This is a genomic window from Bacillus sp. 17RED48 (assembly GCF_019837545.1).
Classification (GTDB): domain Bacteria; phylum Bacillota; class Bacilli; order Bacillales; family Bacillaceae_G; genus Bacillus_A; species Bacillus_A wiedmannii.
This window is the reverse complement of record NZ_JADAXG010000001.1, coordinates 979,320-1,001,963: the sequence shown is the minus strand read 5'-3', so window position 1 is coordinate 1,001,963 and position 22,644 is coordinate 979,320. Positions and strand designations below refer to the sequence as shown.

18 protein-coding genes are annotated in these 22,644 nt (G+C 36.5%); all 18 read right to left on the bottom strand.

Features of this window, described 5'->3' with window-relative positions:
* Window positions 1-34 precede the first annotated feature (34 nt).
* Window positions 35-814, bottom strand: a complete 780-nt coding sequence (sigG, locus tag ILT06_RS05670; protein ID WP_000197753.1) for an RNA polymerase sporulation sigma factor SigG — start codon at window positions 812-814, stop codon at window positions 35-37.
* Window positions 815-971: 157 nt separating this feature from the next.
* Entirely contained in the window at window positions 972-1,691 is a 720-nt protein-coding gene (sigE, locus tag ILT06_RS05665) for an RNA polymerase sporulation sigma factor SigE (RefSeq protein WP_000976947.1), read from the bottom strand.
* Window positions 1,692-1,710: 19 nt separating this feature from the next.
* Window positions 1,711-2,628, bottom strand: a complete 918-nt coding sequence (spoIIGA, locus tag ILT06_RS05660; RefSeq protein ID WP_048563202.1) for a sigma-E processing peptidase SpoIIGA — start codon at window positions 2,626-2,628, stop codon at window positions 1,711-1,713.
* A gap of 257 nt (window positions 2,629-2,885) precedes the next feature.
* Complete coding sequence (gene ftsZ / locus ILT06_RS05655; protein ID WP_000888983.1) at window positions 2,886-4,040, bottom strand: cell division protein FtsZ; 1,155 nt, start codon at window positions 4,038-4,040, stop codon at window positions 2,886-2,888.
* 39 nt (window positions 4,041-4,079) lie between these two features.
* Window positions 4,080-5,387 carry a cell division protein FtsA gene (gene ftsA / locus ILT06_RS05650; protein ID WP_001087544.1) on the bottom strand — a complete coding sequence of 436 codons (1,308 nt, stop codon included), beginning with the start codon at window positions 5,385-5,387 and terminating at the stop codon, window positions 4,080-4,082.
* A gap of 400 nt (window positions 5,388-5,787) precedes the next feature.
* Window positions 5,788-6,558: a cell division protein DivIB gene (gene divIB / locus ILT06_RS05645; protein WP_016086556.1), complete on the bottom strand. Its 771-nt coding sequence runs from the start codon at window positions 6,556-6,558 to the stop codon at window positions 5,788-5,790.
* 98 nt (window positions 6,559-6,656) lie between these two features.
* Complete coding sequence (gene murB / locus ILT06_RS05640; RefSeq protein WP_000437052.1) at window positions 6,657-7,562, bottom strand: UDP-N-acetylmuramate dehydrogenase; 906 nt, start codon at window positions 7,560-7,562, stop codon at window positions 6,657-6,659.
* A 61-nt stretch (window positions 7,563-7,623) separates the two neighbouring features.
* On the bottom strand, window positions 7,624-8,718 hold the full coding sequence (gene murG, locus ILT06_RS05635; protein ID WP_064474971.1) for an undecaprenyldiphospho-muramoylpentapeptide beta-N-acetylglucosaminyltransferase: 1,095 nt from the start codon (window positions 8,716-8,718) through the stop codon (window positions 7,624-7,626).
* 104 nt (window positions 8,719-8,822) lie between these two features.
* Window positions 8,823-9,914, bottom strand: coding sequence for a stage V sporulation protein E (gene spoVE / locus ILT06_RS05630; protein ID WP_000753517.1), 1,092 nt, complete (start codon window positions 9,912-9,914; stop codon window positions 8,823-8,825).
* A 90-nt stretch (window positions 9,915-10,004) separates the two neighbouring features.
* A complete protein-coding gene (gene murD / locus ILT06_RS05625; RefSeq protein ID WP_064474970.1) occupies window positions 10,005-11,357 on the bottom strand; it encodes a UDP-N-acetylmuramoyl-L-alanine--D-glutamate ligase in 1,353 nt (450 codons plus the stop codon).
* Window positions 11,358-12,332 carry a phospho-N-acetylmuramoyl-pentapeptide-transferase gene (gene mraY, locus ILT06_RS05620; protein ID WP_000893058.1) on the bottom strand — a complete coding sequence of 325 codons (975 nt, stop codon included), beginning with the start codon at window positions 12,330-12,332 and terminating at the stop codon, window positions 11,358-11,360.
* A 22-nt stretch (window positions 12,333-12,354) separates the two neighbouring features.
* Entirely contained in the window at window positions 12,355-13,830 is a 1,476-nt protein-coding gene (murE, locus tag ILT06_RS05615) for a UDP-N-acetylmuramoyl-L-alanyl-D-glutamate--2,6-diaminopimelate ligase (RefSeq protein WP_088047253.1), read from the bottom strand.
* 207 nt (window positions 13,831-14,037) lie between these two features.
* The gene (locus ILT06_RS05610; RefSeq protein ID WP_222654918.1) at window positions 14,038-15,954 is read right to left on the bottom strand and encodes a stage V sporulation protein D; all 1,917 of its coding nucleotides are present in this window, start codon (window positions 15,952-15,954) and stop codon (window positions 14,038-14,040) included.
* Between the two features lie 81 nt (window positions 15,955-16,035).
* Window positions 16,036-18,186 (bottom strand): penicillin-binding protein, encoded by a 2,151-nt coding sequence (locus ILT06_RS05605; RefSeq protein WP_081257198.1) that lies wholly within the window; start codon window positions 18,184-18,186, stop codon window positions 16,036-16,038.
* Window positions 18,187-18,207: 21 nt separating this feature from the next.
* Window positions 18,208-18,570 (bottom strand): cell division protein FtsL, encoded by a 363-nt coding sequence (gene ftsL / locus ILT06_RS05600; RefSeq protein ID WP_000067081.1) that lies wholly within the window; start codon window positions 18,568-18,570, stop codon window positions 18,208-18,210.
* A gap of 15 nt (window positions 18,571-18,585) precedes the next feature.
* The gene (rsmH, locus tag ILT06_RS05595) at window positions 18,586-19,518 is read right to left on the bottom strand and encodes a 16S rRNA (cytosine(1402)-N(4))-methyltransferase RsmH (RefSeq protein WP_000472512.1); all 933 of its coding nucleotides are present in this window, start codon (window positions 19,516-19,518) and stop codon (window positions 18,586-18,588) included.
* 369 nt (window positions 19,519-19,887) lie between these two features.
* On the bottom strand, window positions 19,888-21,504 hold the full coding sequence (gene bshC, locus ILT06_RS05590; RefSeq protein WP_064474965.1) for a bacillithiol biosynthesis cysteine-adding enzyme BshC: 1,617 nt from the start codon (window positions 21,502-21,504) through the stop codon (window positions 19,888-19,890).
* A 79-nt stretch (window positions 21,505-21,583) separates the two neighbouring features.
* Window positions 21,584-22,474 (bottom strand): 2-dehydropantoate 2-reductase, encoded by an 891-nt coding sequence (gene panE, locus ILT06_RS05585; protein WP_081257197.1) that lies wholly within the window; start codon window positions 22,472-22,474, stop codon window positions 21,584-21,586.
* Between the last annotated feature and the right edge of the window lie 170 nt (window positions 22,475-22,644).

The window sequence follows — 22,644 nt, the reverse complement described above, 5'->3', positions numbered from 1 at the left end:
CATATAAAAAGGTTTCACCATAAATGGTGAAACCTTATCCTTGAATCGTTTTATTCATTTGTTTAATAGCTGATTTCTCTAAACGTGACACTTGTGCTTGAGAAATCCCAATTTCTTCTGCAACTTCCATTTGTGTCTTTCCTTGAAAGAAACGTTTTCGAATAATCATTTTCTCACGATCATTTAAACGCTTCATCCCTTCTTTCAGTGCTAACTCTTCAACCCACTGCTCGTCCTTTTGTTTTTCATCACTTAACTGATCCATTACAAAGATAGGATCTCCCCCATCGTTATAAATCGGTTCAAATAATGAAACTGGATCTTGAATCGCATCTAATGCAAAAACAATTTCTTCATGAGTCACTTCAAGCACTTTTGCAATATCCATTGCTGTTGGTTCTTTTGAATTTTCTGCAATCAATTTCTCTCTTACTTGTAACGCTTTATACGCAATATCTCGTAATGATCGAGATACACGAATCGGATTATTATCACGCAAATATCTGCGTATTTCCCCAATAATCATCGGCACAGCATACGTTGAAAATTTTACATTTTGGCCTAAATCAAAGTTATCAATGGATTTCATAAGTCCGATGCAACCAACTTGAAATAAATCGTCAACATATTCTCCTCTGTTATTAAATCTTTGGATGACGCTCAGTACAAGACGTAAGTTTCCATTCACTAATTTCTCTCTTGCGCTTATCTCTCCACTTTGCATTTCACGAAATAATTTACGCATTTCATCATTTTTTAGTACGGGAAGTTTAGCTGTATCAACACCGCAAATTTCTACTTTGTTTCTCGTCAAAGTGTTCCCTCCTATCGGGAGTTGCTGTACAGTGTAAAGTATTTCCTTTGAAGGGGATTTTATGCATGCGGTTTTCTCTTCATTTTTCATTTTCGTTGTCTCTTCTCATACAACGAAAGAGAATAAGACCAGCCTAGATAACGGCTGGTCTTATTCTTTACACCATTTTATTAAATTCTTTTCGTAATCTTTTTATGATTCTTTTTTCTAAACGCGAAATGTATGACTGTGAAATCCCAAGCATATCCGCCACATCTTTTTGCGTCTTTTCTTCTTCTCCAGCAAGCCCAAACCGAAGTTCCATAATTTGTTTTTCACGATCATTTAATTGATGCAATGCTTTCATTAGAAGATGACGATCTACAGTAGCTTCTAAATCTTTTGTAATAATATCATCATCTGTACCTAATACATCTGATAACAAAAGTTCATTCCCATCCCAATCGATGTTAAGCGGTTCGTCAAAAGAAACTTCTGAACGATTTTTATTATTCCGACGCAAATGCATTAAAATTTCATTTTCTATACAACGTGAGGCATATGTTGCTAATTTTATCTTCTTTTCTGGATTAAATGTATTCACTGCTTTAATAAGGCCGATTGTTCCTATACTAATCAAATCTTCAATGTTTATCCCTGTATTTTCAAACTTTCTTGCTATATATACAACTAACCGTAAGTTGCGTTCAATCAGTAACGATCTTGCTGCCTGATCTCCTTTTGGCAATTTATTCAAAAGAACTTCCTCTTCTTCTTTCGTTAACGGTGGTGGCAACGCTTCACTTCCACCAATGTAATAAATTTCATCGGTCTTAATTCCTAATTTCAGCAATACTTTATACCAAAGGTATACTAAATAAAATTTTAATTTCATCATATTATCCCGCCTCTCATTATTAAGCAATAACCATTTTTTGCGAAATTAACATTTTCGGATGCACAATACATTGATACTCGCCATTGGTTGACAGCTGTTGTGTATTTAATCCAATCAATACTTTGCTAACTACAATAGAACTACCTTCATGATAAATTTGCACACTGTCTGGCTTAATTGCCCATAAAAATTGATTCTCTACTCCTACTGCTCTGAAAGGAATTAAGCGTAATTTTGTCGCCCACCCAGAATCATTTTCTGGTATTTGAGGAATCTCTGTTTTGGAATAAATTTGTTCTGTTAACCAAGTTGGCAAGCAATGCTCTAATGATGAGATATGCATAATCATAACGGGTGTTTTTGTTAACGGGTCGTAAAGTTGGTTCCCACTATCAATTAAACCTGCGAGTTCTAGTTCCTCTTCGGCTAATTGAATTTTCAATTTCACAATTTGATCATAGTGTATTTTTGTAACCTCTACGCTTTCAATACGCTTTTTAGAAAAATAATAAATTACTGGAAAACCAAAAACAACAAACAACCAGCTAATTGGATCACCGTAAGAAATTGATTGAGATTGAACCAATCCATTTACCATTTCATTCGTTTGCAAAAAGAAATGAGTCCCAATTAACCCTCCGCCAACCATAAAGGTTACAAAGTAAAAAGTAAAAACAGTTTGTGTATAGTTTCTAAACGTTGTAAACCCAAATGCTGTATACACAATAAGTAACGAGTACAGTAGTTTCATAATTGGATGTGTCATCATAGAAGCAAAAGGAGTAAAGGCAAAAATAACAATGGTTGAACCTATAAATGCCCCTAACACAAGCCTCCATCTTTTGATCTTCTTTTTTAACACGGTTGCTGTTAATAAAAGTAAAAGAAAATCAATGCAGGCGTTTAACAACCAAACAACGTCGGCGTAAACAACCAAACAATTCACCTCTTTTTTTAAGTTGAGACTAGTATAATGCATATCCAATAGGAAAGTGTGTCAATTTGCGGAGGTGTTTTTTTGTTATTTTGTGTTTTCTAGACAAAATCTGTCGGTAAAAAATAAAAGTATAAGTTTCATAGAATACTATATTTTTTATTTTCATATAAATCGAAATATATAAAATAAAAAAAGACCTGCTTAGCAGATCTTTTCCCTGTATAAAACAAAAAAGGAGCATGAAAGCTCCTTTTCTTTTATCGTCTACGACGGTTACGTAAGAATGCTGGAATATCGATGTCATCTGAATCTGTATGACGCTCATGCACAACCGGCTCTTCACGTTTCATTTCACGCTTAACTTCACGTTGTTTTGAAGGTTGAGCTACTTGCTGTTGCTGTTGTTGCGTGTGATTCGCAGTCGGACGGATAATTGGTTTTGGTGGCTGCGTCGAAGCACTATCATCAAAACCAGTTGCAATTACAGTTACAACGATATCATCTTTTAATCCTTCATTAATAACAGAACCGAAGATCATATTTACTTCTGGATCTGAAGCTGAAGCTACAATGTCTGCCGCTTCTTGTACTTCATATAAGCTTAGGTTAGCTCCACCCGTAATGTTCATGATAACACCTTGAGCTCCATCAATAGATGTTTCTAATAACGGACTAGAAATCGCTTTTTTCGCAGCTTCAGCAGCACGATTTTCTCCATTACCAGAACCAATACCCATTAAAGCAGAACCTCTATTAGACATAATTGTCTTTACGTCTGCGAAGTCTAAGTTAATTAAACCTGGTGTTGCAATTAAATCAGAAATACCTTGAACACCTTGACGTAATACGTTATCTGCTTCACGGAATGCTTCTAACATCGGCGTATTTTTATCAACAATCTCTAATAAGCGATCGTTTGGAATTACAATAAGTGTATCTACATTTTCTTTAAATGCCGCAATACCAGATGCTGCTTGTGTTGCACGCTTACGTCCTTCAAATGTAAATGGACGTGTCACAACACCAACTGTTAATGCACCTAATTCTTTTGCAACTTGAGCAACAACTGGAGCTGCACCAGTTCCAGTTCCGCCGCCCATACCAGCAGTTACGAAGACCATATCTGCACCACGAAGTGCTTCTTGGATCTGTTCTTTACTTTCTTCTGCAGCTTTTTTCCCTACTTCAGGGTTTGCACCTGCACCAAGTCCACGTGTTAATTTTCCACCAATTTGCATTTTTGTTTCAGCTTTTGATAGATTTAATGCTTGTGCATCAGTATTCACAGCGATAAAGTCTACACCTTGTACACCGTGTTCAATCATACGGTTTACAGCATTGTTTCCGCCACCGCCGACACCGATAACTTTTATATTCGCTAATTGATCTTGAGTAGTATCAAACTCTAACATGTCGAAATCCCCCTAGAACCTCATTTTTCGTGTCCAATTTTAATCCCATAAATAACGGAATACACGTTTTACTTTTGACATCATACGGTCATCATTTTGATTATTATTGTTTTGATTACGAGTTTTTTGTTTCGCAGGTTGCTGTTGTACCGGCGTTGGTGCTGGTGCTGGTACTGGTTCAAAATGTTCTTGCTTTTCCTGCACATTTTTCCCACGTAATTTAGCTTTTTGATAAGAATGTTTAATTAATCCTACTCCACTTGTATATTGGGGCTCACGCACACCAATATAATCAGGAGTCGCTATACGAACATTTTCATGTAAAATATCATATGCAAGATCAAGAACACCCGGCATAGAAGCAATTCCACCAGTTAGTACATAGCCAGAAGCTACTTGCTTTACTCCTAATTTACGCACTTCATCTTGAACAAACATTAAAATTTCCTCTACACGAGCCTCTATTATATCCGATAATTCCAACTGAGAATATTGTTCTGTTTGATCGCTTCCCATAATAGGAACCGTAAACATCTCTTCTTCAGATGCTGTATCATAAAAAGCATGTCCATATTTCAACTTAATTTGATCTGCATTTTCTGTTGAAGTTTTCAACCCAATCGCAATATCCTTCGTTATATGGTCTCCACCTAACGGTAATACGCTCGTTGCTTGTAACTCTCCATCTTTAAAAATAGATAAGGTTGTAGATCCTCCCCCCATATCAACAAGGGCTACTCCTCTATGTTTTTCATCTGAAGATATAGCAACTGTTGCAGCCGCTAAAGGTTGAAGACAAATATCAACTATTTCAAGACCTGCTTTTTCTACACAACGAAGTAGGTTATGTAGTAAAGTTCTCGAGCCTGTTATAAGTGTACCTTCCATTTCTAATCTTACACCGATCATCCCGCGTGGATCGTTAATCTCGTCAAGACCGTCTACGATGAACTGTCGAGGTACCACATCAATAAACTCACGTTCTGGAGCAATTGACACAACTTGTGCTGCATCTAGAACGCGTAAGACATCTTCATTCCCGATTTCACGATCTTCATTTGAAACAGCGACTACTCCGTGACAAGGAAGTAGTTGTACCTGGTTTGCATTGACGCCTACTACAACTTGCTCAATGTGGATTCCCACCATGCGCTCAGCTTGTTCAATTGCTTTTTTAATTGATCGAACAGTCTCGTCTATATCAACTATCGATCCCTTCTTTAAACCATTTGATTTTACATTTCCAACACCAATAATGTTTAAGCTGTCATTAACCATTTCACCAATGATGACTTTAACATTGGATGTACCGATGTCAAGACTAACATATATTTCATTGCTGTTCATTCTTTGGCACCTCCTTCTTTATTTATACCATACAACTCAATATATGGAACAACAATCGCAACTTTACTATTTATAAGAAAAATATTCAACGTCTTTATACGTTTCCCTTTTTTAACCCTATATTTTTCTTATTTTTATTTAACATTCATTTAAGAATATCGCAGTAAACTGTGAATAACTGCTTATCTTGAAATAATTCTATTTCAAGTGTAAAGATTACCGCCAAGTATAAGTCTACACTAAGATGTACTCATAGAAAAGTGAAACTTGTACCAATCCTAGTATGAATCTAAGAATTTTTACATCTTTTTCATCAAATGAACCATTCTTGTAAATTCAGATGCATTCAACAGAACATTCGTTTTGTTTTTTCTATAGGAACGTAGTAAAAACTATCGTTCTATTCTTTTTTTTCTTCCGCTCCTAATTCTTTCGTATATGCCCCTACTTCTAAATCAATTAATACCTTTTTACCCGGCTCAATTGTTTTTAAGATAAGCGGATAAGCTTCCATACGCTTTGCGAAATTTTGAATCGTAGTGCTCACTTCGTACCCTTCGTTCATATATAAAGTAAGGTGATCTTCATTCGCATTCGTCGGTGAATAACGGATTTCAGAAATAGACCTTAAAATCGTTGGTGTTAATTTTTCAAGCTCAGCAATTAACTCCTTCATTTTCTCCTCTTTAAAAGGTTCAAAAATTGGCGCTGCAACAGGAAGTTTTCCGTTCGGAAGTACATCAAGTGTTTTCCCGTTCTCTAGTAACGGTTGTAATTTCCCATCTTTGTTTATATAACCAATCGTTACATATTCTTCAATATGAACATCAATTTTATTTGGAAAACGTTTTTTTACATTTACCGCTTTAATTTCTTTTCGTTTCGTTAGGTTTTCTTCTGCTTTATGTGCTGTCACTCGGAAATAACTTGTATCATACGTCACACCTGATTCCTTCATCACTTGTTCATCTGTCATATAATGATTTCCAAACACACTTATCTTTTTGATATTGCTTAGCGGAGACCGAAAATAAATTAAAAAGAGCACTAATAAAAATAAAATTGATATGTATAGAATCAACCGATGATTAACATTTTTCTTATTTTTCTTCTGTTGATTTTTTAACTTTGGTACACGATCCTGTAGTTTAATCACTTTACTATTTTTCATGTACGATCCCCCTACGTAACATAAAAAACGGCATGTTCCTCATGCCGTTCTTATCTTCTTATTATAACATAAATGATAATGAGCGGAACGAATAACCGTTATCTTCCAATGATTTCTACTTCTGTATGCATTTCTACGCCAAATTTATCCTTGATTGTTTGTTTTATTAATGCAATTAAAGATAAGACATCTTGCGCACTGGCTCCCCCAGTATTAATAATAAAATTCCCATGCATTTCAGAAATTTGAGCTCCGCCTATTTGATAACCACGAAGCCCCGCCTTTTCTATTAAGTCTCCTGCAAAGTATGGGATTGGATTCCGAAATATGCTTCCTGCACAAGGATGATTCCACGGCTGTGTTTCACGGCGGTAGTCTTTATTCTTTTGCATGACGCTTACGATTCCCTCACGCTCTCCTACCTGCAATTGAAACTCAGCTTCCAAAACAATACCAGGACGTTTCGTTTGCAATACAGAAGTACGATAGGAAAACTCCATTTCTTCATGTGTTAACCAATCAATTGTTCCGTTTTCAAACAAAATAAGAGCTTTTGATAATATGTTTGATATATCCGATTTATGTGCTCCTGCATTCATATACACTGCACCACCAACACTTCCTGGAATACCACTGGCAAATTCCAGGCCGGATAACCCTTGACGACTAAGTAAAGTTGATAATTTAATAAGGGGATACCCACCACCAACTCTTACTCTATGTTTTTCGACTTCTAAGTGGTCTAATCCTTCTCCTAAACGAATAACGACACCTTCTATACCTAGATCAGATACAAGAAGGTTCGAACCCCGACCAATTACAGTCCACTTGGTTTTATATTTTTTTACTAACTGCAACGTTTTTTCAATACTGGCAACATGCTTTGGCACAATTAAAATATCAGCTGGTCCACCTATTTTCATAGTGGTATAACGCGCTAACGCTTCATTCACTAACACGCGACCAACATTTGCTTCTATAAGCTCATTTACTAATTGCTCCATAAACAATCTCCCCCATACTAAGTATCCTTATTACAGTAGTATGCAGGGCGTTCACCTAACGTTATTTTTTTACAAGCTTATTCATTACTTCATACAGCTTATTTGCTGCATCTGGAATACCTAATTGCCCCGCAGCCAGCTTCATATTTTGTAATGTTTGTGCATCTAATAAAATCTCATCAATATCACGAATAAGCGTTTCTGCTGTTAAATCTTTTTCAAGCAACATTTTTGCTGCTCCTTTATCGACAACAGAACGTGCATTCTTTTCCTGATGGTTATTTGTTACGTAAGGACTCGGTATTAACACACTTGGCTTACCTAACGCGGTTAATTCTGCAAGTGTTGTTGCCCCCGCTCTTGAAACAACAAGATCTACACCTGTAAGTACCTCTGGCATATTATGAATGAAAGGTTTAATAATAACATTATTCGGATTCCCTTTTTGCTTCACTGCTTCCATCACTTTATCATAATGAACTTCACCTGTTACATACAATATTTCGTAACTTTTATTTCCAAACTGTTCAATTGCCTCTACGAAAGCATCATTAATCGGTCTAGCCCCACGACTTCCACCAAAAATAAGTACCGATTTTTTAGGAAGAGATAAACCTACTGAACGTTTTCCTTTCATTCCATTCTGATCCATTACTTCTGATGCTCTTGGATTTCCTGTCATCACCACTTTTGACTGTGGAAAATGTTCTATAGCCGCTTCAAAACAAACCGCAACTTTATCAACATAGCGGCTTAAAAATTTATTCGTTACACCAGGTACACTATTTTGTTCATGTACAATGGTTGGAATACCTAATTTTGCTGCAGCATATACAACTGGTCCACATACATATCCACCCGTTCCAATTACAATATCCGGATTAAAACGACGAATATATCGTTTACTATCTTGTACACCCTTTAGGAAACGCATCACCGTTTTCACGTTATCTAACGATATTTTACGCTTAAATCCACTTATAACAATAGATTGAAACGGTATGCCTGCTTTTGGAACGATTGTGCTCTCTAATCCACTCTCCGTACCAATATATAAAAACCTTGCTTCCGGATTTAATTTTTTTATTTCTCTTATTAGAGCAAGAGCCGGATAAATATGACCTCCAGTGCCCCCACCACTTACTAATACACGCACTACTAACTCCTCCGCTTCTCTTTTCTTATTTCAGTCGTATTTATTTCTATATACATCATGTTTCTTCGCGCACATACGAAAAACCCTGTCTTATAAAACAGGGTTTAGTAGCGAGAATGGCGACTTATATTTAATAATACACCTACTGCCATTAACATTAATGTCAAACTTGATCCACCATAACTTAAAAACGGCAAAGTAATACCTGTTACAGGCATCAATCCTGTTACAACACCAACATTAATCATTACTTGAATCGCAATCATCGCCACAATACCTACTGCTAAAAACGTACCATATAAATCTGGCGCTCCTAAAGCTATACGAATCCCACGCCATAATAATAGACTAAATAATAATAACACAAATGAACCACCAATAAAACCTAATTCCTCGGATAAGATCGCAAATATAAAGTCTGTTTGCGGTTCAGGTAAATAAAGAAACTTTTGTCTACTTTGTCCAAGTCCAAGCCCGAATAATCCACCTGGTCCAATTGCAAGTAACGATTGAATAATTTGAAATCCACTTCCAAGCGGATCTGACCACGGATCTAAATATGATGTAATACGTTTCATTCGATACGGTGCTGATGCAATTAGCCCTACAAATCCTGCTACACCAAGCAAACCAAACATTGCAAAGTGAAAGACCCTTGCTCCCGAGATAAATATCATAATAATACATGTCCCAACCATTACCGTTCCTGTGCCAAGATCTGGCTGTAACATAATCATCCCAAAAGCAAGAAATACAAAACTAAGAGCTGGTAGTAAACCACGTTTAAAAGAGGTAATTAATTTTTGTCGTTCCGCTAAAAATTTTGCTAAGAAAATAATCATCGCAAACTTCATAAATTCTGACGGTTGAATGGAAAATGCCCCGATTCCAATCCAACTTCGCGCTCCTCCTCGAACAAGTCCTACCCCAGGAACAAGAACAAGAATAAGAAGAATGAAGCAAACTAGCAAAATTACTTTTGAATACGTACGCCACACCCAATAATCAATTTTCATAATTAAAAACATAGCCACTACACCGATACTTGCAAATAGCAATTGCCTTTTTGCAAAAAAGAATGAGTCCCCCATTTTATAAGAGGCCCAAACCGCACTCGCACTATACACCATAACCATTCCGATTGTTAACAACGCAAGTGTAACGATGATGAGAATAAAATCAGGCGTTTTCTTCATTACCCATAAACACCACCTCTTTAGGCAGAAACTTTTGCCCTATGTAACAAAACATCAGTAGGTGTTAGCCTACTGATGTTTTGATTTACTTTATATAAGTTTATGCACAGCTTGTATAAAAATGTCTCCTCTTTCTTCAAATGTTTTAAATTGATCCCAGCTTGCACATGCTGGAGAAAGAAGAATTACATCACCATCTGTAGAATGAGCATAAGCTTTCACTACCGCTTCATCTAAAGTATCGACACTTTCAATTGCATCTAATCCCGCTTTTTCTGCAGCTCTTACTAATTTTTGAGCTGTTTGTCCAAATGTCACAATTGCTTTTACATTTTTGAAATACGGAATTAAATCATCGAATTCATTTCCACGATCAAGTCCACCTGCTAATAACACAATCGGTTGTGTAAACGCAGATAAAGCTTTCTCAGTCGCTAACATATTCGTTGCTTTTGAGTCATTATAAACCTTACGATTGTTAATAGTTGTTACATATTCTAAACGATGTTTTACACCTGTAAAACGTTTTAACACCGCCGTAATCGCTTCATTAGAAACACCCAATAATTTTGCGATACTCATCGCTGCTAAAATATTTTCTAAATTATGTTGACCAGGTAAAACGATATCGCCTATTTCAACAACTTTTTCACCTTTAAAACAAAGAGCATTCTCTTTTATACACGCACCATCTTCAATTTCTTTCGTTGTCGAGAATAGTACTTTTTGCCCTTTACTATAAGCAGATAAAGCCATCACATCTGCATCATCTGCATTTATTACACTATAATCATTTTCTGTTTGGTTTTTAAAAATATTTGCTTTTGCTAAACCATATTCCTTCTTCGTCCCGTGATAATCTAAGTGGGCCTCAAATAAATTTAAAAATGCAGCAATTTTAGGTTGGAACAATTCTACTCCCATCAGTTGGAACGATGAAAGTTCTGTAACTACAACTTCATTTTCTTTTGCATCCTGTGCTACTTCACACGCTACAGTTCCTATGTTCCCTGCAATTACAGGATGCTTTTGTCCTTCTTTTAGCATTTCAAATGTAATCATTGTCGTCGTCGTTTTACCGTTAGACCCTGTAATCCCAACAAATGGCGCTTCTGAAATACGATATGCTAATTCAACTTCCGTAACAATTGGAATTTGCTTTTCTTTCGCAGCAACTAATATTGGATTAGAATACGGGATTCCTGGATTTTTTACAACAAGAGAGATATTTCTCTCTAACAATTCTAAAGGATGACCACCGCATACAACGTCCATTCCTTTTGCTTGTAATTCTGCAGCAAGTACATTATCCGCTAAAGGCTTTCCGTCATTTACAATAACATTTGCCCCTAATTTTTGTAACAGCGTAGCTGCTGCATAACCACTTTTTGCAATGCCTAATACAAGAATATTTTTATTTTGAAATTCAGTTACAGTTTTCAATTACATCCACACCCCGATATAAATTCCTAACACAGCTAATAAAAATCCTACAGACCAAAATGTCACAACAACACGCCACTCTGACCAACCACATAATTCATAATGATGGTGTAATGGACTCATTTTAAAGACACGTTTTCCTGTTGTTTTAAAAGAAATGACCTGAATAATAACAGATAAAGTCTCCATTACGAATACTCCACCAATGATTACAAGTAGCAATTCTTGTTTTAATAAAATCGCTACAGCTGCAATGGCTCCACCTAAAGCTAAGGAACCTGTATCTCCCATAAACACTTTCGCTGGATTTGCATTGAATACTAAAAATCCAAGTACAGCTCCTACAACTGCCATACAGAATATCGCTACTCCAAATTGCTCTTGCGCTACTGCAATAATACTAAACGCTCCAAATGCAATAGCAGCTGTTCCTGATAATAAACCATCTAAACCGTCAGTTAAGTTAACTGCATTTGATCCACCAATAAGCATAAATAATACAAGTACAAAATATGCCCAACCTAATTCAAACTTAACATCTGTTCCCGGAATCATGATGTATGTGTGGAACGCTTGCCCTTTTCCAATTAAAAAGAACGCAATAGCAATAACAAGCTGACCTACTAATTTTTGTTTTGATGTTAAACCAAGATTTCTCTTCTTAACTACCTTTATGTAGTCATCTAAAAATCCAATCAATCCGTAACCAAATGTCACTAATAATAATAACGAAACCTCTGCACCTAAATGATTAAACTTAATCGCCATAATAAGTGAAGTTACCATCATCGATACATATATGACAATACCACCCATTGTAGGTGTCCCTGATTTTTTTTGATGTGACTTTGGTCCCTCATCACGAATACTCTGTCCGAACTTTAATTTCCTTAAAAATGGAATAAATAATGGCGAAAGGGCAACAGAAATTAAGAATGCTACCCCAGCCGTTACTAATAAACCTTGCTCAAGCACATGTAGTCCTCCTCTCACGTTGTTACTCTTCGTTGTTTAAACGCTCTGTAATTGCTTCTTTAGCGACTTCACGATCGTCAAAATGATGAACTTCTTTACCAATAATTTGATACGTTTCATGACCCTTACCAGCAATAATGATGATATCTTCAGCTTTCGCATTAGTAATTGCATGGTATATCGCTTCTTTTCTATCAATAATTACTTCATAATTATTCCCATTTGCACCTTGCACCATATCATCTAAAATAGCCCCTGGCTCTTCACTTCTTGGATTATCTGAAGTGTAAATTGCATGAGTTGCATATTTTGTTGCAACACTTGCCATGATTGGTCTCTTTGTTCGATCTCTATCTCCGCCACAACCGACGATACAATATACATCGCCTTTTGCAAACTGTTTTGCTGTTTTTAATACATTTTCTAAGCTATCTGGTGTATGTGCATAATCCACAATAACTGTATAATTTTGTCCACCATCAACTACTTCAAAACGTCCTGGAACTCCAGCTAGTTGCTTTATTACATCAATAACCGTTTCTAAACTTACACCAGAAACAAGTCCTGCCGCTGTTGCCGCTAGTACGTTATATACATTAAATTTCCCAATCAATTTCATCGTAACATTTACACTTTCATACGGTGTTACAAGCGTAAATGTAGTTCCACCACTCGTCATAACGATATCTTTGGCCATAATATCACTTGTTGTATCAATTCCATACGTTACAACAGTTGCCGCAGTACTTCTCATATATTCCGCAGCTACAGCATCATCGTTATTCAGTACCGCGTACTTTTCACGATTATGATTATAACTATTGCCAAGTTGTGCAAATAGCAACCCTTTTGCATGTTTATATTCTTCCATCGTTTTATGATAGTCTAAATGATCTTGTGTTAAATTTGTAAACACTGCTACATCGTAATCACATCCGTGTACACGACCAAGATCTAAAGCATGTGACGAAACTTCCATTACTGTACTATCTACACCGTGCTCAACCATTTTTGAAAATGTGTGTTGAAGTGTTAGTGCATCTGGTGTTGTATTTTTCACCTCAAATGTTTCATCACCGATTTTCATATTAATCGTTCCAATTAGCCCTGTTTTATGACCATGTGCGCGCATAATCTCATCCATAATATGCGATGTTGTTGTCTTTCCATTTGTACCTGTAATTCCGATTAAATGTAACTTGTGTGTTGGTTGACCATAAAAATAATCAGCTAAAACCGCTAACGAACGAAAAGTGTTTTTCACAAGTACAACTGGAACGTCAACATCAATTGGTCTTTCCGCAACAATAGCAGCCGCTCCTTGTGCCGCTGCTTGCTTAGCAAAATCATGGCTATCAACCGTATATCCTTTCATACATACAAATAAGCTTCCCTCTTTCACTTTACGTGAATCAGCTTCTATAGATGTGATTTCTGGATTTTCTTTTGGAACAACTGGAAAATCATGCAAACATGATAAAAGTGTATGCAACTTCATTTCACTAAACCCTCTCTACATTGTGTATTTATCTCTTTTTTAATAAGCAACACGTTACCTCCTAATTATATAAAATAGGAGGTAAGTGCTACTGTGTCTAATAAATAGACCTATTTATAATTGAGGCTCTTACAGCCTCAAATTAAGTAACTCTTCTATAAAGAACTCACTTCCACCAATTGTACCATAAAACGTACTAGGTTACCTTTAATTCCCGAAGTAAATTCTAATTTTTGAGCCTTCTTTCACTTTAGCTCCTGCTTCTGGCGATTGTTTAATTACTTTCTCCCCGTCTCCACTTATATCAAGCTTCAAATCGACGAGTTGTGTCTGTAAGTCTTTCTTTTTCATACCAATTAAATTCGGAACTTCCACAGTTGGTGTATCGCCCCATTTATATTCTCTCTCAACTTGTTCTTGTCTCGGTTTCACTCCCATAACAGGAAGTGCATCCCGAAGAATATTCCCAACAATTGGAGCTGCTACTACTCCACCAAATTGCGTTACACCTTTCGGATTATCAACAGCAACATAGACAACAATTTCCGGATCATCTGCTGGAGCAAAACCGATAAAAGATACTATATAATTATTCTCTAAATATTTACCATCTTTCACCTTTTGAGCCGTACCTGTTTTTCCACCTACACGATACCCATCAATGAAAGCACCTTTACCAGATCCCTTTGCTACAACATTCTCTAATGCATACCGAACTTTTTCTGAAGTTTCCTTGGAAATAACTTTTCTTTTTTCCACAGGTGTCTTTTTACTTACAACTTGATTATTTTTCGGATCAATAAACTCCTTAGCTATATACGGTTGATACAATGTCCCACCATTTACAGCCGCTGCTACTGCTGCTACTTGTTGAATTGGTGTTACAGAAACTCCTTGACCAAATGAAGTAGTTGCTTGCTCGACTGGACCAACTTTATCTAAATTAAATAAAATCCCACTACCTTCACCTTGCAAATCAATTCCGGTTTTCTGTCCAAAGCCGAAATTACGAATATATTTAAACAATCGGTCTTTACCAAGACGATCACCAAGTTCGATAAATCCTGGGTTACAAGAGTTTTGAACTACTTCTAAAAACGTTTGGCTACCATGGCCTCCCGCTTTCCAGCATTTCAATCTAGCTCCACCCACTTCAGTTGCTCCATCATCATAAAACGTATCTTTCTCTAAGTCTACTAAATTTTCATTCAAGGCTGCGGCTAACGTAATGATCTTAAATGTTGAACCAGGCTCATACGTACTCCATACAGGTAAATTTCTATTATACACTTCTGGAGAAACACTTTGAAAATCTGCTGGATCAAAGCTCGGCCGACTCGACATACCTAAAATTTCACCATTTTTCGGATTCATTGCAATCGCAATCATACCATCTGGATTATATGTCGACTCCGCAATATTCATTTCTCTTTCCATAATTCTATTAATACGTGCGTCAATTGTTAAGCCTAAATTCAAACCAGCTTCTGGTTTTTTGAAATCATCGCCAACATTAGGCATCCTTTGTCCTTTTGCATCTGCAAAAAAACGCACATGTCCTTCATCACCATTTAGCTCTTTATCATAATATTTTTCTAGTCCCATAAGACCTTGGTTATCACTACCAGCAAACCCTAATACGTGTGATAAAAAGTTGCCAAATGGATAGTACCGGATAGAGTCCTCTGCGATATAAACACCTTTCAAACTTAATCCTCGTACCTCTTTCGCTTTATCATGTGATATTTTTCTTCCGCCTTTATCTAACCTTACAATCGATTCTTTTTTTGTAATTCTCTTATAAATCTCATCTTTTTCCACACCTAATACTGCAGCTAACTTCTCTGCAGTCTCTGCTGGTTTTTCAATTTGCCTCGGTACAACAAAGACAGTTGGAGCACTTTTATTCGTAGCAAGTTCCACACCATTTCGATCTAAAATCTTCCCACGTTCAGGTTCAAAAGTAATATTACGACTCCATGAATCCTTCGCACGATCCGTTAACATATTGCCAAGAAAAAATTGCACATATCCAAGACGAATATCGATGATAGTGAAAATAAGTATACCTGATATGAGTATAAAAATAAGTCGTTTTCTAACTGTTACATTTGATACACGCATATTGGAACAAGCCTCCCTTACGCCTAGCTTGTTCCAATATATGCTTGTACTTATTTAATTAGAACTTCTTCTCTTTTACCATTACGGTTTTTCTGCTTCTTGTTGTGGTTCAAGTGGCGGTACAAGTGTTACACCTAGCTCTGTACCAGGTTGCAACAATGTTCCTTCTGGCACACTTTGTTCGGTTACGTATCCCGTACCAGTAGGTTTTAGGTTAAGCTTTAATGTTTTTGCTAAATTCATAACATCACGCAGTGCCCAACCTTGTATATTTGGCATTGTAGGTTTATCTCCTACTAAGAAGACTCGGTCACCTTTTAATGTTTGCTCAGTTGCTTTTGGCACTTGCTGCTGCACTTTTCCTTCGCCTAATACGATTGGACGAAGTTTTGCTTTATCAATTGCTTTTTTCGCTTCTTCCATCGTTTTCCCTGTTACATCCGGAACGACAGTTTGTTGTTCTTTCACATATTTTTTCGGGTCTTTTATTTCATTTGGCTTAATCTTTAAATACTCTAAACTATTTTTGGTTACATATTTAAAAATATCAGCTAAAGGCTGTGCGCCATTCTCATCATCTTTCAATTTCGGCTGTTTTACAGCTACATATACAACAAGTTGCGGATCGTCCATAGGTGCCATCCCTAAGAATGAGAATATGTAATTCTCTCTTCCTGTCATATAGCCACCTTTTCCATCCGGAATTTGCGCTGTCCCTGTTTTACCACCAACTGAATACCCATCAACTTTATAAGCAGTTCCTGTTCCTTTCGGCGATGTAACAACGCGTTCTAATAACTGTCTTACTTGCGCTGCTGTTTCTTTCGTAACAGGTTTTCCCACTTCCTCTGGCTTATGTTCTAATTTTACTTCGCCTGTTATTGGATCTACAATTTTATCAATTGTATAAGGCTTCATCATTTTCCCATCATTTGCAATAGCAGTTGCAGCTTGTACAAGCTGTATTGGCGTTACAGTAGAACCTTGTCCAAAAGCTGTTGTTACTTGCTGTATTTGCTGATCGAATACAATGGTATTTGAACCTTCACCAGGTAAATCAATGTTCGTTTTTTCATCTAATCCAAAACTATGAATATATTTTCGGAATCGTTCTGGGCCAAGTTTTTGATCCCCTAAAATTGCAAACGCTACGTTGGAAGAGCGCTCTACCCCTTCATCAAATGTGATAGATCCCCATCCAGCACCGCCGTTATGATCTTTTATTTTTCGGTTTCCGACTTGGTATGTACCAGACTGATAATAATCTTGTCCTTTATACACACCTTCATTAATCGCTGCCGCTAGCGTGAAAATTTTCATTGTTGATCCCGGTTCAAATGCATTTGCAATTGCATCATTGAAGAAATATTCAATTTGGCGATCATTTGGATCATAACTAGGTTTACTAGACATCGCTAATATTTTCCCTGTTTTTGGGTCCGCAACAATCCCTATTAAATTTTCTGGTTCATAATGCTTACTTGCAGCTTTCATCGCATCTTCTAAATAACTTTGAATACGTTGATCTATCGTTAAATACGCGTTATCTCCGTTTTTAGGTGCCTCTACGTTCACTTTCCCACCGTCAAGAGACACTCCTTTACGATCACCTGTATAAGATACTTTCCCGTTAGAAGCACTTAAATATTTATCTAAACTTTTTTCTATACCAAATTGCCCTACCGACGTTCCCTCTTCATTCGGTTTAGCATGCCCTATAACGTAAGATGCAAAATCACCGTTCGGATACACTCTTGCATTTTCAGTAATAAAAGATATGCCTGGCAATTTCAACGCTTCTATTTGTTCCTTCTGTTCTTTCGTCAAATCTTTACCTAGTGTTCCAAATTCGACTTGACTTTTATCTTTTTTATTTAACGTGGCTAAAATCTTCTCTTCATCTTTTCCGAGTACTCCCGCAATTTTCTTTGCAGTATCCTCTTTATTTTCAACATGATTCGCACCTTTTAGTTCCGCTACAAGTTTATAAGAGTTTGCATCTTGCGCTAACACATGACCGTTTTGATCATAAATCGTCCCGCGATTTGCTTCTAGAACTCCTTTTTTACTATGTTTTTGCTGAGCAAGTTTATCCAAATCCTGATTATGCACTGTTCCTGTCGCTTGTATGTAAAAAAATCGGGCTAACAATAGCAAAAAGAGCAGGAGGAATAAAATCATAAAATACCCTGCTCCCTTATTGGTATGAAATTTAGTCATATTTCTCTTCATTTTCCCTTCACACCTATTGCCTTATTTGAGGCCCTTCACATTATTCGCATTAATTTCTAGCCCGTGTTTTTTTGCAACTTCAGCGATTCGTTCATAGCGACTTAACTTCTCTACTTCAGCCTGTAACTCTTGATTTTCTTTTTGCTGCTGTACAATTTTTTGTTCTATCGTCGCTGCTTCTACATTAACTTGATAAAGGCCTGCTTTATTTCCAATAAACGCTACACAGGCATACAATAAAAAGCCAATAAATGCTACATACAACAGTTTTTCGATTCTTGTAATCTTCGCTTTAGCTTTTGGCTGAACCATCTGCTGTGGGGGCGTTTGAATCTGTACCTCTTCTTGCGCTTGTTGTTTGTACTTTACAGCTAAGTTACTCATACCTCTCTCCCCTTTTTATCGTTTTTCAGCGATTCTCAATTTCGCAGAACGCGCTCGATTATTTTCTTCTAACTCTATATCAGAAGGTAAAATCGGTTTTCTTGTAATAAGCTTTAATTTCGGCTTAAATTCATCAGGAATAATCGGTAATCCTGGTGGCAATTGTGGCGTTGTACTATTTCGCTTAAACGTCGTTTTACAAATACGGTCTTCTAAAGAATGGAATGTTATAACACTAACTCTTCCACCCGGCTTGACCATCTCAATTGCAGATTCCAACGCTTCTTCAAACACTTTCAATTCATCATTTACCGCAATACGGATTGCTTGGAACACTCGCTTCGCAGGATGTCCACCCGTTCTACGAGCAGGAGCTGGAATACCCTCTTTAATTAGTTCTACTAATTCTCCTGTCGTTTCAATAGCTTTATTCTCACGATACGCTTCAATTTTCCTTACTATTTGTTTTGAAAATTTCTCTTCACCATACTGGAAGAAAATTCTTACAAGTTGCTCATATGACCAGCTATTTACAACATCATATGCTGTTAATGGGGCATCTTGATCCATCCGCATATCTAACGGTGCATCATGATGATAACTAAAGCCACGCTCTGGTGTATCTAATTGTGGGGATGAAACACCTAAATCAAATAAAATACCATCTACTTCTGTTATACCTAATTCCTGTAGTTTTTCAGATAAATAACGGAAATTACTCTTTACTGTTATGAACTGCTCACCGTATGAAGAGAATCTTTCTTTCGCATTTTGAATCGCTATCTCATCTTGATCAAACGCGATTAATCTTCCACCTTCAGTTAATTGGGATAATAAATAAGAACTATGTCCTCCTCCCCCCAGTGTACAATCTACATATGTACCACCTGGCTTTATATCTAAGCCGTCTACTGTTTCCTTCAAAAGTACTGTTACGTGTTTAAACATTGTTGCACCTACTCTTTTTCCAATTAATTATGTTGAATGCATCTCCTCCTCCAAACGCATATTTCACGATTAGAGAACGAAATACTATGAAAGAACGACTCATTTAACTTGCCTACAAAGGCAGCATACTATACAAATCGCTATTTTCTTTTATTATATACTAAATTTTATCATCTTTTGCGGGAATTTAAATAAAAAACTGTCGAAAAAGATGATAATACGTTTACATTTTGTGCTATTTTGTCATATATTTAAGTATCCTGCATAATTACAATATTCACCGTTTTTAAAATTAATAATTCAGAAAAATTTCACTTCACAGTAAATTCAACAGAACAAAAATAAAATCCTGCTCCTAAGAGCAAGATTCTATAGTTTTATAACATGATGTTTTCCATCCCAAGAAAACGTTTCTGCCATTACACGATCAACGAAATCCAAACCGAACTGATTTAAATAGTAACATACATTCCACACACGCTCTTGCGGCGCCCCTAATGGACGAAGTGCAAATTGTATGCGACGGAATTTATTTAGCTGTACTGCATGTTTTTTCTCAACATTTCTTTTCAACATTCTTTCCAACAGTTCAATTTGTTCATTAATTTTGAATTCATTTTTCCCTGCAAACGCACTTAATCCAGGATCTATTTTCTTCACAAACTGTTGTAATGACGTATGGATATCAATTATTTCTTTTTTCGCCTCTACAAATCGATCATCTATCGGTTCCTCTATTTGATTAGATAACCAGTTTTCACGCAACTTATCTACGTTATTTAAAAACGGATCACTGTCTTGCAATTGCAAATCGTATAAATCTGTCGCTATATCCCTCTCTACATAAGTGATTGTAATACGCGGAACGACAGGCGGCATTTGGAAACCAATCGTATGGAAAACTTGTTGCAATTCACTCCAGTAAGCTAATTCCCCTGGTCCTCCAATAAACGCGAGCGTAGGAAATAGATACTCTTGCATAAGAGGGCGCGTTACAACATTATTACTAAAGCGTTCCGGGCTTCTTTCCATCTCTTCCATCAATTCCTCATATGAAAAGGAATACGCTCCATCCTTCCCTACAAACTTCCCTTGATCGTTTTCAAGTAACACTCGCTCATTATCAATTTCCATGAATATATGTACTGCATTATACTTTGTTTCAATAATCGGTTTATATCCTAATTCTTTAATTATTTCCTGTTGGTTATGAAGCCCCTCTTGTACTTCTTTATACTTACCTATAATTTGCTTAAAAAACGGCACTTCTAATTTTCTTAATTCAGGATGATGTGAATCAACAAGAATTAAACCAGAATTCACGAACATTTTCATAATAAGATGGGCAAAGAAATCTACATACGTATTCGATTCCCCCAAAGAATCATCAATAAATTGCAGTACATCCTTTGTAAAATTCGTTTCAGGGTATGTTTTGAAAATTTCTTCAATCCACTTTCTACAGTCTTCCAAAGAAAGCTCGGACTCTGAAGCACTCGCCTTTTTCGGATTACGATCATGAAAAATAGTCTTTTTTATTTTTTTATTCTTCGTTACAAAAGTATGATTAATTTCATCCATATCATGGTCTTCACCAGCAATCCAGAAAACAGGAACAACTTTAACACCTAAACTTTCTTCCTTTTCCCTCGCAAGCTGTAAAACTGAAATGATTTTATGAATTGTATAAAGTGGTCCAGTTAATAATCCAGCTTGTTGTCCAGCTATAACAACATATGTATTTTCTTCTCCAAGCGCTTTTACATTTTGAATCGTAGCTTCTCCCGCTTGTAATTTTGTATTATATTCTAATAAATGCGCTACTAAATCTTGGCGGAAAAACTCCCTCTCACGCAAATCATGTACACGCTGTTTAAAAGCATCTTCTGTTAACATATAGTCAAAACACGACTGTATCTCTTTTTTACCGTTCATATAGTCCGCTACAACACCTTGTTGCGGAACAGAGATTTCTTTTATCTCCATATAATTCTTCCTTTCGTATCCTGTTCTCTCACCAATCCACATTGTAGTCAATGTTGCACGTAAAAGCAAAGAATTACACTTATTCTTTTACTTCTAATCCTTTTATTGCATCGAACAAAAATTGAAGTGTCGGAACGGATCGTTGCTGTTTCTTAGCTTCCTCTAATACATATCCAACAATCGCACCAATTTCCGTTTGTCTATTCGCCCTTACATCTGCCAGCATAGATGATGTATTATGAGACGTTTTTTCACATACGTGACGTACCATTTTCCATACCATTTCTTTTTCTTCTTTAACAAGAAAAACGACTTCCTGAAATACTTGCTCCATCAATCGATAAAAAAACGGGTTCGTAATCAACTCTCCGTTCTGGATTTGTAATAACGCTGTCAATGGATTGATACATACATTAACTACTAATTTTTTGTGCATGACATCCTTCCAATCATCTTCTATTTGAATCGGAAAATGAGGAAATGGAAAGCACTTAAATATTTTTTCAAAATGTATAGACTGGCCGTGCACGATTCCAAACTTCGTTACACCTATCCCCGTATGATAAACGGTATGTCTTTCTTCTTTTTTTGCACCATGCTCTACAATCCCAACTGCAATATTTTCATTCCCTATTTTCTGCATAGCATGAAGATGAGACATTCCGTTTTGCAAAAAGATTAATGAGGATTCCCCTCGCACAAAAGGCAGTATGTCAGTTATATGATATTGCTTAACAGCAATAAATATATAGTCTAGCTTCTTGTCTAGCATATTTTCTATTGGCAAAACAGGTGGGAATACGGTTTCACGTTTTTCCTCCCTCATACAAGTTACACCCGTTATATTCAATTCCTCAGCCTGTTTAGCTGTCCTTGTAAACAACGTAACATCTTGATTACTTTTTTGTAAATAAAATGCATATAACAGACCGATAGCTCCTGGTCCCACAACTCCAATTTTCATTTTCACACAAGGAACTCATATAAATACGATACACAAGTCCCTTTTCCCTCCCCCTTTTTATCCCGCAAACACCTGATTGGTGCGGAATCATAATTAACTAAAGGTGAACAAATCCCACCGATTACAGTTTCACTTTATCTTTCTCAATTCCATGAACACAGTTTACAATTTCATTG

What these genes read in the sequence shown, in the direction of transcription:
- murE (WP_088047253.1), bottom strand. Translation starts at nt 13,830, where the DNA reads ATGAAGTTGCATACACTTTTATCATGTTTGCATGATTTTCCAGTTGTT.
- spoVE (WP_000753517.1), bottom strand. Translation starts at nt 9,914, where the DNA reads ATGAAGAAAACGCCTGATTTTATTCTCATCATCGTTACACTTGCGTTG.
- divIB (WP_016086556.1), bottom strand. Translation starts at nt 6,558, where the DNA reads ATGAAAAATAGTAAAGTGATTAAACTACAGGATCGTGTACCAAAGTTA.
- murB (WP_000437052.1), bottom strand. Translation starts at nt 7,562, where the DNA reads ATGGAGCAATTAGTAAATGAGCTTATAGAAGCAAATGTTGGTCGCGTG.
- rsmH (WP_000472512.1), bottom strand. Translation starts at nt 19,518, where the DNA reads ATGTTTAAACACGTAACAGTACTTTTGAAGGAAACAGTAGACGGCTTA.
- ILT06_RS05610 (WP_222654918.1), bottom strand. Translation starts at nt 15,954, where the DNA reads ATGCGTGTATCAAATGTAACAGTTAGAAAACGACTTATTTTTATACTC.
- bshC (WP_064474965.1), bottom strand. Translation starts at nt 21,504, where the DNA reads ATGGAGATAAAAGAAATCTCTGTTCCGCAACAAGGTGTTGTAGCGGAC.
- ftsZ (WP_000888983.1), bottom strand. Translation starts at nt 4,040, where the DNA reads ATGTTAGAGTTTGATACTACTCAAGATCAATTAGCGAATATAAAAGTT.
- ftsA (WP_001087544.1), bottom strand. Translation starts at nt 5,387, where the DNA reads ATGAACAGCAATGAAATATATGTTAGTCTTGACATCGGTACATCCAAT.
- ftsL (WP_000067081.1), bottom strand. Translation starts at nt 18,570, where the DNA reads ATGAGTAACTTAGCTGTAAAGTACAAACAACAAGCGCAAGAAGAGGTA.
- ILT06_RS05605 (WP_081257198.1), bottom strand. Translation starts at nt 18,186, where the DNA reads ATGAAGAGAAATATGACTAAATTTCATACCAATAAGGGAGCAGGGTAT.
- sigE (WP_000976947.1), bottom strand. Translation starts at nt 1,691, where the DNA reads ATGATGAAATTAAAATTTTATTTAGTATACCTTTGGTATAAAGTATTG.